Here is a 13,377-nt window from a genome sequence, read left to right on the forward strand (position 1 = left end):
GGAACTCCTGCTTTTCGGGAAAACGGTTTCGGCCGCATCCGCGTGGATCGATCTGCCAGGTTCCTTGTCCGCGCGGTCGCGCCGACTCCAGGCTCGCGGAGTCCCGCTCGGTCCTCGAAGACTCGGACCAAGCCTTGCGTGTCGCTTGCGGTTAACTCAGCAGAACGCTCCCTATGGGTCGCGTTCTAACTATAAAAGTAGGAACTCCATCGTTCAAAAGGCTTTGCAGGAGCGGTGGATTTAAAATCATTTCCGTATGTCTGTGGAACCGGACCCAAATCTGAAATTGCAAAAGGATTTTGCGGAAGCTTTTTATTTGGAATTTAGGGAATTCTTCGGAGAGGAAGGTGATCTCGGTTACGAACTCTATTCGTTGAGCGGCGGCGAATCCGGACCGAAAGGAAATTGGGCCACGTTTACGGTTCGTAATCCGCTCGCATCACGATCCCTCGTATTTCGATACGATCCGTCGGAACAATCTTTCTATGCAATGCTGAAGATCCAAACCATTCCCGGCGAAGAAGACTGGGATTTGAATTCTCTCTTTCGCAGAAAGGGTTACGCGGTTCCCGAGTTCGGTGAATCTCTCAAAGCCGCGGGGGAATGGATCTTTCATTCGATCGCCCGGCATTACTTCGGTGCGATTTTCGAATATTGTCCCCGCATTTTAGAGCCGGATTATTTGCCGGGATCGTGAATGCGCGAACTTTCCCGAATTTGTGGGAACTCATACGAATCGATTGCCGCGTTATAACCTGACGTCAAAAAGAAAATTGCAAACTTGTTGATCCATTCAAACCCAAAAAGGATCAACCGTGGCCCTCTCCGAATCCGAAAACCAAGAATCCCTTGCCAAAGCCATTCTAGCCGAAGAAGAATCGAAAATTATAGAACTGATTTCCGCAGGCGCCGACCCGAATCGTTTAACGTATGTTAAAAGTTTGAAAGTTCCTCTTTGGTTTAGCGCGCTGCCGATCAGTTTTTCCGGCGGAGTTTCTTTAAAATCGAAATCTCTGATTACGCTTCTCCAAAACGGGGCAGACTTGCACGCGACCAATGATAAAGGAAGTAACGCGCTTTATTGTCTTGTATATTATTGTAAGAACATCGAAAGATTTTCCGAAGCGGTAAAAATTCTGGTATCGTTCGGGCTGAATCTCAACCAAGGAAAGGAAACGGGAAAAACTATTCTTTATAGCGCGGTTTACGATCGGAGTTCGGAAAAAGTAAAATTCTTACTCCAAGCAGGAGCCGACCCAAACACGATCGACGTTAAAAATGGAGAATCTCCGTTGGTCCGCGCTTGTATCAATTCCGATCGAGAACAAAACGAGATGGTAAAAATTGTAAGCTCTTTGATCCGCGCCGGCGCGGATGTAAACGTTCATGAAACCTGGAAGGGAAGATCTTCTCTTATGTGGGCGATTCGGAACGGAAATCTCGAAGTGGCAAAACTTTTAGCGGAAGCGGGTGCAGATCTAAAAGCGGAAAATCCGAAAGAGAATCTAAACGCCTATTTGACTGCGCTCGAAGGAAAACATTACGAAATCGTGGAATGGCTGGATTCGCAGGGCGTCAAAGATACGACCCTGAGGCCGTACAGAGCATTACAATATAAGAATATTCAACAAGAAGAATGGGATCGGTCGATCGAAAACGGTCTTAAGGCGATCACCGCGTTTCCGGAGGATTGGAAAATTCCGTATAATATCGCCTTTGCATATTGGAAGCTTGGAAATACGGAAGAATCCGGTCGTTGGGCGCAAAACACTCTCGATCTAGAATTCAATCTGAACGCGCTCAATCTGATTTTCACAAATCATATTCGTAAATCCGATCCGGAAAGTGTGATCGACGTTTGGCAAAAATTCAAAGACCAGGTTCAAATGGATAAAGAAGACAAGGGAACGGTTCTAACAAACGTTCTTTGGGCGTATCACGCAAAACAAAAATATGCGGAAGCGTTGGAGAATGTGGGAGATCCCTGGAGCGTTTCTACGAATACTGATACTTTTTTTCTAAACTTGGCCTGCGTATATGCGGCATTAGGCGATACGTCTTCCGCAATTCGCGCCGTGATGGAAACTCTACGCTGCAAATATCCGATCGAGAAGTTAAAGAAGGACGAGGACCTAAAACCTTTGACGGGAACGACGGCGTTTCGTGTGTTGATCGACAACGGATCGAATCGACGCGTAAGCGAGACCGTATCCCGCGGTGTGGATTCGATTGAACTGATCTGGAACGACGACGAAGTCATCGAACGAAATCAATTCGCTCAAGAGGGAATCTCTCAGAAAATTTTTAAGTTCGATTCTTCACACGAAGCGTTGGTTAAGTTCGCCGAATTGGAAGACGGACATATTCGCTCCGGATGGAAATCGGATTCCGCAAAAATCTTAGACGTGGAAATCGATTTAGCGGAAGAGCTCGACGATATTCTATCTGAATTCGCCGATTCTCAATCGGCCGACTTAGGAGCTTTGCTCATCGAATGGGACTACGATGACGATGGGTTTTCTTATTATCTTTGTCTCGAAACCTATCAAAATTTGGAGAAGGCGCGCAACCGATATTCTTCGTATCACGGAACAGACAAAAATACGCTCTATGAAAACAATCTCGAACACAGGGATCGAATTTACGCTCAGGTTTCTTTCGAAAGGATGATTGACCGATTGATTCAAGGAGAAGGTTTTCGAAAGGTGAAGAAACTGCCTTTGTTTTTCTTCGTGCACGCCGAGCACGATTCCGGGAACGAGTTTGTCGTGGAACGAAAGATTTGAGGATCGGGTAGATTGAGACCTGACGAGAATTTGTGGGAACTCATACGGCCCGATCGTGTTTTCAGATATTTCTGATCTCTAATCAATGTAGGAACTGCTACGTTCTTACAAGTTCAAAGAAACTCTGAGCCACCAATGAGTGTAGGAACTCCTTCGTTTTCAAAAAATCCCACTTCCTGCGCGGTAAAGCATCACAAAGAAGTCGGAATTCCCGATTTCAAACCAGTTAAAAGATTCTCCCTTTAAAAAATTGACAGAAAAAGCCGGTTTACACCAGGGGGCTTCCGAAATTTTTGGTCTTAGAATGGAAATCCGCAACATCGCTATTATCGCCCACGTCGACCACGGGAAAACCACACTTTTGGACGGAATTCTCCGTCAAACCGGAGCAGTCACCGCTAAGGAAGACGGAGAAAGGATCATGGACTCCAATGACCTGGAAAAGGAAAAAGGGATCACGATCAAAGCCAAGAATACGGCTGTAGTTTACAAAGGAACCAGAATCAACGTTGTAGACACTCCCGGTCACGCGGATTTCGGCGGGGAAGTGGAACGAGTTCTTGCAACTGCGGATTCCTGTCTTCTTCTTGTGGACGCTTTCGATGGACCGATGCCTCAAACTCGTTTCGTATTGGGAAAATCCCTTCAACTCGGTCATAAACCGATTCTCGTAATCAATAAAATCGATCGTCCCGGCGCGAGACCCGAAGCCGTCGTGGACATGGCGTTCGATCTGTTCTCCGACCTTGGAGCAACCGACGAACAGCTTGACTTCCCGATCGTATATGCCTCCGCAAAACAAGGTTGGGCCGTTCACAACCTGAGCGATGCCCCGGGCACGAACCTCGATCCTCTTTTGGATACGGTTCTCAAGCACGTTCCGCCCGTTCAAGCGGATACGGAAGCTCCTCTTCAGTTCCAAGTGACTTCCTTGGATTACAACGACTACGTCGGAAGAATTGCGGTTGGAAAAATTTACGCAGGAAAGATGGCGCTCGGAATGAACGTCATCCAACTAGCGGCGAAGAAGGGAGAAGTTGCCGCGCAGACCGATACTCCTCTTTTTAGAATCACGAAATTATACAACTTCGAAGGTCTGAAACGAAACGAAGTCAACAATGCGGAAGCGGGAGACATCGTAGCGATTGCAGGACTTCCCGACGTGTTTATCGGAGATACGATCTGCGAACCGGGAAAACCGGCTCCTAGACCGGCGATTGAAGTGGAAGAACCGACCGTTTCCATGTTCTTCATGGTAAACAATTCTCCATTTGCAGGGAAAGAAGGGAAGTTCGTAACGACCCGAAATATCCGCGAACGTTTGGACCGCGAACTCGAAACCAACGTTGCGATGAGACTGGAAGAAACCGAAGACAAGGATCGTTTTAAGGTTCTCGGACGCGGAGAACTTCACTTGTCGGTTCTCATCGAAACCATGAGAAGAGAAGGGTTCGAGATCCAAGTTTCTCGTCCCGAAGTAATCTTAAAAACCAACGAACAAGGCCAAAAGCTCGAACCTTACGAATATCTGGTCATGGACATCCCCGATCAGTTCACCGGTCAGATCATCGCGGAACTCAACCGTAGAAAGGGCGAGCTTCAGTTGATGGACGCGCATCCGTCCGGAATGACCCGAGTGGAATTCGTAATTCCGACGAGAGGGATCATCGGATTCAGAGGATTCTTTATCTCTGAAACAAGAGGCGAGGGCGTAATGTCTTCCCGTTTTTTACGATTCGACATTTACAAAGGCGAGATCCCAGGCCGTAAGAACGGCGCTCTCATTTCCATGGACTCAGGAGAATCGACCGCTTACGCTCTCTGGAAAATCCAGGAAAGGGGAGAATTGGTAATCGGACCGAATACGGCGGTTTATCCCGGAATGATCATCGGAATCCATTCCCGCGAGAACGATCTCGAAGTGAACCCCGTAAAAGAGAAGAAGCTGAGTAACGTTCGTTCTTCCGGCGCGGACGAAGCGATTCGTCTGGTTCCTCCTAGAAAATTTTCTCTCGAACAAAACATCGAATTTCTCGACGACGACGAACTTTTGGAAGTAACTCCTGCTAGTTTGCGTCTTCGTAAGAAGTTCCTCGACGCAACGATGCGCAAACGCAACAAATAAGAAGAATAAGAATCACTTCTGAAAAACTTCACAAGACCTTGGATGTTCCTATTCATCCGAGGTCTTTTTGTTTGTACGGATCACTTCTTTTTTAGAAGATTCGCAAACTTCTTATGCTGCATTCTTTCGTTGTGTCTTTTTTGTTTCTAACGTCGATTTAAAATCTGCGAGTCTTGAAACGTTATGCGACCGTTGATTCCGCTTTAAGCGTCATCCATTCCATCTGCTCATCCTTTTCTGGATGTATTTACAGGCTTTTTCAAACGTGTTCTTGAATCCGACGAATCAGATTATAAAGCCGCATCTTAAAACCAAAAAAATCGGGAACCTTTTTCGAGGGCAGAGTCTTCTAAATTCAACAAATACATTCAGATAACTTAATGTTTTATATTACGATTGTTAGGAAGGTTCGGTTTGTGACTATCGTTTTCGATCTTTATGATTCCAACGTGTTCTTTGATAAAAACGAAGAAGTTTTGTGATGAAACGTGTTGCCAGCCACGGATTTCCTTTTAGTCCTGGTTTTCATAAAATGACGACGGTTACTTTCTACGCTTTTTGTTCGATAAACGAATGTTTTGTCGCTTCAAGGTTCGATTTTTTTTTGTCCTAGAATAGAATCGAAAAACGTATAAAGATTGGGTTCTTGGAAAAATTTTGGTGTTCAAAATGTTGTTTCAAATTAGAATAAAGTTTTCCGTTTCGGAAAGTGTGTTTGGTTTTCATAGGAGATCGGAAAAAGCATGAAAGCTTTTATCAAAGATCTTTGGTTTCATCGGGACAACGAGATTCGATCGCTCAACGGCTTGCGCGCCTTTGCGATCATCCTAGTGATCCTAAATCATTATGCCTTAGCTTGGAAAGCGATCGGAACCTTTCAATCGGATTCCTTTTTTTGGTCGGGTGTGGATTTATCATTCGTTTTGAGCGGTTTCTTGATTTCGAAAGGGCTTTTTAGCGATTGGAATCGAAACGGAAAAATCGATTTTAAGAAGTTCTATCTCAAAAGAACGCTTCGGATTTTGCCTGCGTATTATTTTTTCATTCTGTTCAGTCTGGTCGCTTCCAAGTTTGCATTAAAAGTGGCGGATGCAAAAGGGCTGGAATTGGAGTCGTTCGTTCTTTCTGCACGTCTTGAAAACTCGTGGGGCGACTTCGTGTTTTTAGGGAACTATTTTACGGGGATGAACATTCATACTTGGTCGCTCTCCATCGAAGAACAGTTCTATCTGATTTTTCCTTTGTTTTGTAGTCTGATTCTTTTCAAACGAGTCATGAAGTATAGGCAGCTTCTTCTCTGGTCCTTGGTTTTGATCCCGACCTCGTTACGTGGATTCGTTTATTGGACGACCTCCATGCCGATGACTCCGGAATACTTCGAAGAGATTTATTTCCCCTTCCAAACTCGATTCGATTCTTTGCTGATGGGAGTGATCGCGATGGATCTGTATGTAAGTCATACGGCTCTGATGGATCGTTTGAAAAGGAATGATCCGTTGTATTACTCTCTTTTGGGTTTGTTTTTTGCGTTCTTATTCGCAGCCCACTGGGTGTATTTGGAGAATACCGGTTTTTTAGCTCATACGGCGCGTTATAATCTGTTGAATCTCGGATATGCGGGAATTCTACTTCTTTCCGTCGTTCGTTTGGAAAGCTGGTTAGGCCGTTTTTTAAGTATGAAAATCTTTGTTCCGATCGCTAGATTGAGTTTTACGATGTATCTCTGGCATTTGGTTTTGATCGGAATAGCCCTTTCCATTTTGGGTGTCAGATCCGAACCCGCATCGACGATCGCTTTTTTGTTTCAGTTTTGCGCGGTGCTGATTCTGATCGTGGTTCTTTCCATTCCTTTCTACATTCTCATCGAATATCCGTTTCAATATTTACGAACGAGAATGCTTCCTCGTAAAAAGACGAGTATCAAGTTCGTGACACAAACTCATCCTTAGGTCTTATTTCGGATGCTTCCGGTTCGTTCGAAATTCGGTCGGAGTGCATCCGAATTTCTCCTGAAAGAGTTTATGAAATGCGGATTTGGAATTGAATCCGGACGCGTACGCCGCAGATAAAACCGATCTCTGCGGTTCTTCCAGCAGAATTCGTGCGGCTTCTTCGAGACGGAAGTCCGCCACGAACTCTCGAAAGCTCTTTTTGATTTTGTCGTTAAGAATTTCGGATAGTTGGTGCGTATGAATCCCTAACGCTTCGGAAAGTTTTCCTAAAGTCAGATCCTCGTCCGCATAGTATTTTTCATTTCGCATTAAATCGTTCAGACGCAAAAGAACCGCGTCCACATTCAAACCTCGGATTCTGCTTTCCGCGTACCGCGCTTCTCTCGATTCCTTTTTGAATTGTTCCACCCAGGGAATCCGCGCGTGGCCGGTGATAAACACGATACACAGCAACAAAGTGACACCCGAAGATGCCGCAAGAAATAAGGGCATAAAAAAACTTTGTGCGATTACGAATAAAATCAACACGAACAAAGTTCCCGCAAACAAAAGCAGAAAGGGGGTGAATGCGGTACGTCGTTCCGAGCTTGCGCCGCTTCTCCAAGTCCAAATTCTGCGAAACAAAACGATCGGATACAGAAAGTTCTGAATGGTTCCTAAGATAAGAAGAATCAAAACGATATTGTGATAGAGGTCGTTCGAATTCTCCATCTTTAAGAAGTTTTGTTTTGATACGAAGTCGCGCAGATAAAACGGGAGCATCGTGGCGGCGCTCAAAACACTGGGAAATAAATGTACCGGAGAAAAACGATCGGTTGTCTCTCCGCTTAGATTTCGAAAATACAGAAAGGTTAACGGACCGATTGCGAAGATAAACGGAATGTGCGTTTCCGCAATCCAAGCAAATCGAATCAGTCGATCGGACAATTCAAAGAAGATATGAAGTTGTACGACTCCGATCGAAAAGAATAAACACGATACCGCTTTATTACGCAGGAAGGAAATTGTTAAACGAAATCGTTCGTCCGCCGTCGACGTATCCGTAAGTCCGATTTGGGATGCGTTTTTACCCCGAATAGAAGTGATCCATTCGGATAGAGAAAGTAAGAAAGCGAGACCTGCTCCGAACGCGAGAAAGGAATACATGCAGGTATTGGGAGGCGATTCCCGCTTAGAGTCGAGATTTTTTTTATCTTTAAGCCGGAGGGAAGTCCATCCGTATCCGCAAGGACGACTTCGGATTGAAAACGGGGTAGAATCGAACCATGAAAGCAATTCAGTTTAATTTTCATTCTCCCGTTTCCGTTCTGGAAATGTTCGGTAAATTCGGAACACGATTCGCGCATCTGCGGATCGTATTTCTTCTTTTAGGAATCGTTGCGATTCTTTCCTGTTCGGTATTTGCCGATCAACATCGGACGGAAATTACCGGAGTGGATCGAAAGGAAACGATTCCCGTTTCGGAAAAAATCCCCGCGTATAAAAGCAGGTTCGGAAGAACTCGTCCGATTGTCGCGGTAGTCGGGGACAACTATATGACCGAACTTACGGATTACGTAATTCCCTATTCGGTTTTGACCCGTTCTCAGTCGGCCGATGTGTTTGCGTTAGGAATCGATTCGGGAATTATGAATCTATATCCCGCTCTTAAAATACGACCGCAAGAATCGATCGCTTCCTTCGACTCGCGTTTTCCGGAGGGTGCGGATTACGTTGTGGTTCCTGCGGTTCATCATTCCGATTCTCCCGTACTTTTGCATTGGTTGAATCGACAAGCATCCAAGGGCGCGACTGTGATCGGAGTTTGCGACGGGGTGTGGGTCGTAGCAAATGCGGGATTGTTAAAGGGAAAGAATGCTACCGGCTTTTGGTATTCGTTAAACGACTTGGAAAAGAAATTCAAAGACACGAATTGGGTTCGGAATCGAAGATATGTCGCGGATGGAAACGTCGTAACGACGACCGCGGTTACGGCCTCGATTCCGGTTTCGCTGGCGTTGGTCGAGGCGATAGCGGGAAAAGATCGCGCGTCGAAAGTCGCCCGAGAACTCGGTGCGTCCGATTGGAATCCCGCTCATGACAGCAATCGATTTCGCTTAACAATCGGTTCGGTTTATACGATTCTTTCCAATGCCGTCTCTTTTTGGGCTCACGAAGAGATCGGAATCGGCGTTGCTCCGGGTGTGGACGAAATCAAGCTGGCCTTGGTTGCGGACGCGTATTCGAGAACGTATCGTTCCCAAGCCGTTTCGTTTGCGGCGTCCCGGGATACGATCCGAACGGCGAACGGTTTGAGCGTGATTCCGGATCGAGTTTTCGGAAAGGACGATGCGGTCGATCGAATGTTGCCGGAGTTCGATTCCACTCCAGCCGTAACCGCTCTGGATCAAACCTTGTCGCAGATCGCGGAGTTGTACGGACTATCCACCGCGGCCTTTGTGGCTTTGATCCTGGAGTATCCGCAATATTGAGAATATTCGAAAAACATTATCTTTCGTTTTTAAGTTTTTCGATTTCTCGTATGAGTTCTTCCTTGCTGACGTTCGGATCCGACTTTAATTTTCGGATCAGTTCGTCGGCCGTCGCTCTTTTGTTGGCTGCCTTTCGATCGATCGTTCCTTTCAGAAGAACCGGCGCGCCGACGGAAAAGACGGCGACCTTTTTCGCGTCCACCGGTTCCAATACGCAGGATTGCCGAAACACTTCCGAAACTTTGTACGGAACTTGATCCTTGCCTACGAGAAAGATCATTCCGACTTTGATCGATTCGGTTTTGGAAAACACGGCCACGATTTTTTCATCCGAGGTCGCGGATGATTTATAAAAAACGACTCCGGCGATTTCATTGTCGACCGTGACGCTTTTTTGATTCACGGTCGTCGTGATTCTTCCTTGAAACGGTTCTCCGATTTTCGTAAAGACGTTCTTGCCGAATTTCAACGACTTCCCGTCCGGAGCGAATTCTCCTAAAAGATTTCCGCTTGCGGTAACGTTGCCCACTTCCCTGACTTTCGAAGCGGCGCCCATCTCGCTCAGTTTCCATTTTGTCGGATCGGATTCGCGCGCGCCCATGTGAAGCTGATGATATTCCTGATACAAGGATTCCTGCAGAAGAATTTCGGTATCGCTTGTGACGACTCCGCCCGTTCGAATTCTCCATTCTTCTCGGTTATCGCTCGCGATAAAACTGAGTCGAACGATCACCTTTCTTTCAAACGAAAGATCGCCGTTCGCTTTCGGAAAAATGCTTAAAACTTCGATTCTCATCTTATCTTCCTTGGCCCATTCCGCGCTTTCCGAAGAGATATAGAAACCGGCCAAGTCCGGATTCGGAGGGATGGGTTTTCCTCTCAGGTTGCCTCCGCAGCCGATGGACAAGATACTATATAATGAAATGAGAATATATCCGATTTTGTGGTTCATTCGATTTTTCCGTTGTTTAGGATCTCCGTCCGCACGGAAGGGTAAAGTATCTTTTTTAGGAAACTTTCTTTTTTGCAGGAATTCATATATTTCTTTTGAGAGCCTCGGAAAGTTTTTCGATCGCATGACGGAGCATGTTGCGCGGCATCCGATCCGCGTATCGATCCAGAAAATCGGTTTCCGTTTCGCAATCGGTTTTTCGAAAAATCGTAAAACGATTGACTTCCGTTGCGGACGAGATCGAATTCTTGCGTTTCAAAAGCATTTGCTTATTCGGAGAATCTTATGTTCATAGGACATTATAGCGTAGCGTTCGCGCTTAAGAAGACGGTTCCCAAAACTCCTCTATGGTCTTTGTTGGTAGGCGTCCAATTCGTCGATTTTCTGTTTATGATTTTCATCATGATCGGGGTCGAGCACATGCGTTTGATTCCGGGCTTTACCGCGAGCAATCCGTTCGATCTTTATTTTATGCCGTATACGCACAGTTTGGCTGCGGCGTTCCTATGGGCCGCGTTCGCGTTCGTCCTTTTCTATTTTTGGAAAAGTTCGGAGGATCGAAACACAAGATGGAAGGTCGCTCTTGCGGTTGCAATTTCCGTAATGTCGCATTATTTTTTGGATCTTCCCGTGCATACTCCCGATCTTCCCGTTTTGTCGGATTCGGGCACCAAACTAGGATTCGGATTGTGGAACAATCTTTGGCTCACCGTCGGAATCGAAGCGGCGTTGACGGTTTTTTCCTTCGCTTATTATTTCAAGGGAAGCAAACCTGGAGAAGGTTTCGCGGGCAAGTGGGGAATGTTGTCTTTGGGCGGATTCTTTCTTATGCTGATATTGATAAATCCGTTCGCACCCGTATCCGATAACATCTACGCGTTTGCGATTCAGGCTTTGTTTCTTTATACGTTGATTGCAATCCTCGGTCAGAAGCTCGATGAAAAGAGAATCTACGACGTATGAAAGCCCGAATCATTTCGGAACTTGTTCCTTAGAGGACAGGGATGACGGTTTTGAATCGGGCGATTCCGCTAAGAAAGGCTTGTCAAGATCGATCTTAATTTCAGAGTTAAGAATGTATGGCAAATCGGGAAGATTCTCAAAAGAAGACGCAAACAAAGAAACGTCCTCTTCATAACATCCACGGAAAAGAGATTCTAAAAAAGCGTCTCGAAGCGGAGAATTTCCCGAGAACCACTCTTTCTTTCTATCGTTATGTCATTTTGGAAAACGTGGAAGAGCTTCGGAACGTTCTTTATTTGGAATGGGAATCTCTCGGCGTTCTGGGAAGAATTTATATCGCAAGAGAAGGAATCAACGCGCAGCTTTCGGTTCCGTCCCACAATCTGGAATCTTTTCGTAAGAATTTGGATTCTCGCGAATCGTTTCGAGACATGCCGTTTAAGATCGCCGTCGAAGACGATCGCGAGTCATTCTTGAAACTCGATCTAAAAGTAAGAAAAAAAATCGTGGCCGACGGATTGAACGACGATGCGTTCGATGTGACTAACGTGGGAAAACATCTTTCCGCGGAGGAATTCAACCGTCACCTCGAGGATCAAAATACGATCGTAGTCGACGTAAGAAATCATTACGAAAGCGAGATAGGTCACTTCGAAAACGCGATTCTTCCGCAGTCCGATACGTTTCGCGAAGAACTCCAAATGCTTCTGGAACTTTTAAACGGGAAAGAAGATCAGAAAATTCTAATGTACTGCACCGGCGGAATCCGTTGCGAAAAGGCGAGCGCGTGGTTGAAACATCACGGCTACAAGGACGTGAATCAGCTCCACGGAGGAATTATTTCCTACGCGCACGAGGTTTCGCAGAAAGGTCTCGAATCCAAGTTTAAAGGAAAGAATTTCGTATTCGACGGTCGTCTGCGGGAATCCATCGGAACGGAAGTGATTTCCGTTTGTCATCAATGCGGTGAAAAGAACGACAGGCACGTCAACTGCGCCAACCCGGGATGTCATATTCTTTTCATTCAGTGCGAGAAATGTTCAGCCGCGTTCGAGGGATGTTGCACGGAAGAATGCAGAACGATTCTTCATTTACCCAAAGAACAACAAAAGGAAATGAGAAAGGGTAAGTTGAACGACAATCGTTTTTTTACGAAGTCGAGAATTCGTCCGAAAGTTTCCGAGTTGTATCTGAATCAAAAACCTTTCGAAACGGTCTGAACGCCGAGCGATGCGGTTCTCTTCGACCAGAACCACGCAAGAGTGATGCCCGCGATCGCGTGCCAGATTCCCCAAGTCGCCGCGATGATCGCCATACTTCCCTGACCTCCGAAAAACGCGAAGATCAATACGAGACCGAGTCCCGAATTTTGAATTCCGGTTTCGATGGAAATGCAACGCGCGTCCTTTTCATCCAAACGCATCAGCTTCGCGAAAAAATATCCCAGTAAAAATCCCGTCGAGTTCATTAGAAAAACGTAAAGAAACACTTTGTTGATCACTTTCAAAAAAACCGAAAAGTTGGCGGCGAGAGCGATTACCAGAAACGCCGCAAAGATCAGCGCGGAAAGAATTTTGATCGGTTTTTCGATCTTTTTCGTAATGTCCGGTAAATATCTCTGCGTTAAGAGTCCCAATGCGATCGGAATCAAAAGAATCATTAAAATCGCTCGGAAAACGTCCCACGGATTGAGGCTGATTTCCTTCAACGCAGCCTGAACGGGAGGATATAAATTGCCCCAGAAGAAAAAGTTGAACGGAGTCGCGACGATCGCAAGCGCGGAGGAAAAAGCCGTCAGAGAAATGGAAAGCGCGGTGTTTCCCTTGGCAATCGACGTGATAAAGTTCGAGATGTTTCCGCCCGGACAAGCCGCTACGAGAAGCATTCCGAGCGCGACTCCCGGAGGAGGATTTAAAATCCAAAGCAAAAGATACGTCACAAACGGAAAGAAAAGGAATTGGGAAATAATTCCGGTTAAAGACGCACGCGGTTTTTCGAAGAGCAGTTTAAATTCTTCCAATCTAAGATCCAAGGCGATCCCGTACATAATCAGCCCCAAAAGAATATTCAAAAAAACTAAACCGCTTTCGTTGAAATTGATCCGAACCGCGTCGAGTTCCGTCATCGT

General features: G+C 45.9%; 11 protein-coding genes. 7 read left to right on the top strand and 4 right to left on the bottom strand.

The window, feature by feature from the left end; translation table 11 throughout:
• The first annotated feature begins 256 nt into the window (after positions 1-256).
• The 4 genes from LFX25_RS04750 (at position 257) to LFX25_RS04765 (ending at position 6,860) form a co-directional block, all read left to right on the top strand.
• The gene (locus LFX25_RS04750; RefSeq protein ID WP_238729215.1) at positions 257-697 is read left to right on the top strand and encodes a hypothetical protein; all 441 of its coding nucleotides are present in this window, start codon (positions 257-259) and stop codon (positions 695-697) included.
• Between the two features lie 118 nt (positions 698-815).
• The gene (locus tag LFX25_RS04755) at positions 816-2,786 is read left to right on the top strand and encodes an ankyrin repeat domain-containing protein (RefSeq protein ID WP_238729216.1); all 1,971 of its coding nucleotides are present in this window, start codon (positions 816-818) and stop codon (positions 2,784-2,786) included.
• A gap of 304 nt (positions 2,787-3,090) precedes the next feature.
• A complete protein-coding gene (typA, locus tag LFX25_RS04760; protein WP_238729217.1) occupies positions 3,091-4,911 on the top strand; it encodes a translational GTPase TypA in 1,821 nt (606 codons plus the stop codon).
• A gap of 743 nt (positions 4,912-5,654) precedes the next feature.
• Positions 5,655-6,860, top strand: coding sequence for an acyltransferase family protein (locus LFX25_RS04765; protein ID WP_238729218.1), 1,206 nt, complete (start codon positions 5,655-5,657; stop codon positions 6,858-6,860).
• A gap of 3 nt (positions 6,861-6,863) precedes the next feature.
• Here LFX25_RS04765 and LFX25_RS04770 read toward each other — a convergent pair whose 3' ends face one another.
• The gene (locus LFX25_RS04770; protein ID WP_238729219.1) at positions 6,864-8,009 is read right to left on the bottom strand and encodes an AraC family transcriptional regulator; all 1,146 of its coding nucleotides are present in this window, start codon (positions 8,007-8,009) and stop codon (positions 6,864-6,866) included.
• A 119-nt stretch (positions 8,010-8,128) separates the two neighbouring features.
• On the opposite strand from LFX25_RS04770, the gene LFX25_RS04775 reads away from it, so the two are divergent.
• On the top strand, positions 8,129-9,334 hold the full coding sequence (locus LFX25_RS04775; protein ID WP_406600476.1) for a DJ-1/PfpI family protein: 1,206 nt from the start codon (positions 8,129-8,131) through the stop codon (positions 9,332-9,334).
• 16 nt (positions 9,335-9,350) lie between these two features.
• On the opposite strand, the gene LFX25_RS04780 is transcribed toward LFX25_RS04775, so the two are convergent.
• Together LFX25_RS04780 and LFX25_RS04785 are read right to left on the bottom strand one after the other, a co-directional pair.
• Positions 9,351-10,286: an LIC12353 family lipoprotein gene (locus tag LFX25_RS04780; protein WP_238729220.1), complete on the bottom strand. Its 936-nt coding sequence runs from the start codon at positions 10,284-10,286 to the stop codon at positions 9,351-9,353.
• Between the two features lie 82 nt (positions 10,287-10,368).
• Positions 10,369-10,551, bottom strand: coding sequence for a DNA alkylation repair protein (locus LFX25_RS04785; protein WP_238729221.1), 183 nt, complete (start codon positions 10,549-10,551; stop codon positions 10,369-10,371).
• A gap of 20 nt (positions 10,552-10,571) precedes the next feature.
• On the opposite strand from LFX25_RS04785, the gene LFX25_RS04790 reads away from it, so the two are divergent.
• Both LFX25_RS04790 and trhO read left to right on the top strand, forming a co-directional pair.
• Positions 10,572-11,249, top strand: a complete 678-nt coding sequence (locus LFX25_RS04790) for a hypothetical protein (RefSeq protein WP_238729222.1) — start codon at positions 10,572-10,574, stop codon at positions 11,247-11,249.
• 116 nt (positions 11,250-11,365) lie between these two features.
• Positions 11,366-12,469, top strand: coding sequence for an oxygen-dependent tRNA uridine(34) hydroxylase TrhO (gene trhO / locus LFX25_RS04795; RefSeq protein WP_238729223.1), 1,104 nt, complete (start codon positions 11,366-11,368; stop codon positions 12,467-12,469).
• Here trhO and LFX25_RS04800 read toward each other — a convergent pair.
• Positions 12,445-13,374, bottom strand: a complete 930-nt coding sequence (locus LFX25_RS04800; RefSeq protein WP_238729224.1) for a bile acid:sodium symporter family protein — start codon at positions 13,372-13,374, stop codon at positions 12,445-12,447. The two genes, trhO and LFX25_RS04800, sit on opposite strands and share 25 nt — an antisense overlap.
• Positions 13,375-13,377: the final 3 nt, after the last annotated feature.

The organism is Leptospira sanjuanensis (genome assembly GCF_022267325.1).
GTDB classification, from domain to species: Bacteria; Spirochaetota; Leptospiria; order Leptospirales; family Leptospiraceae; genus Leptospira; species Leptospira sanjuanensis.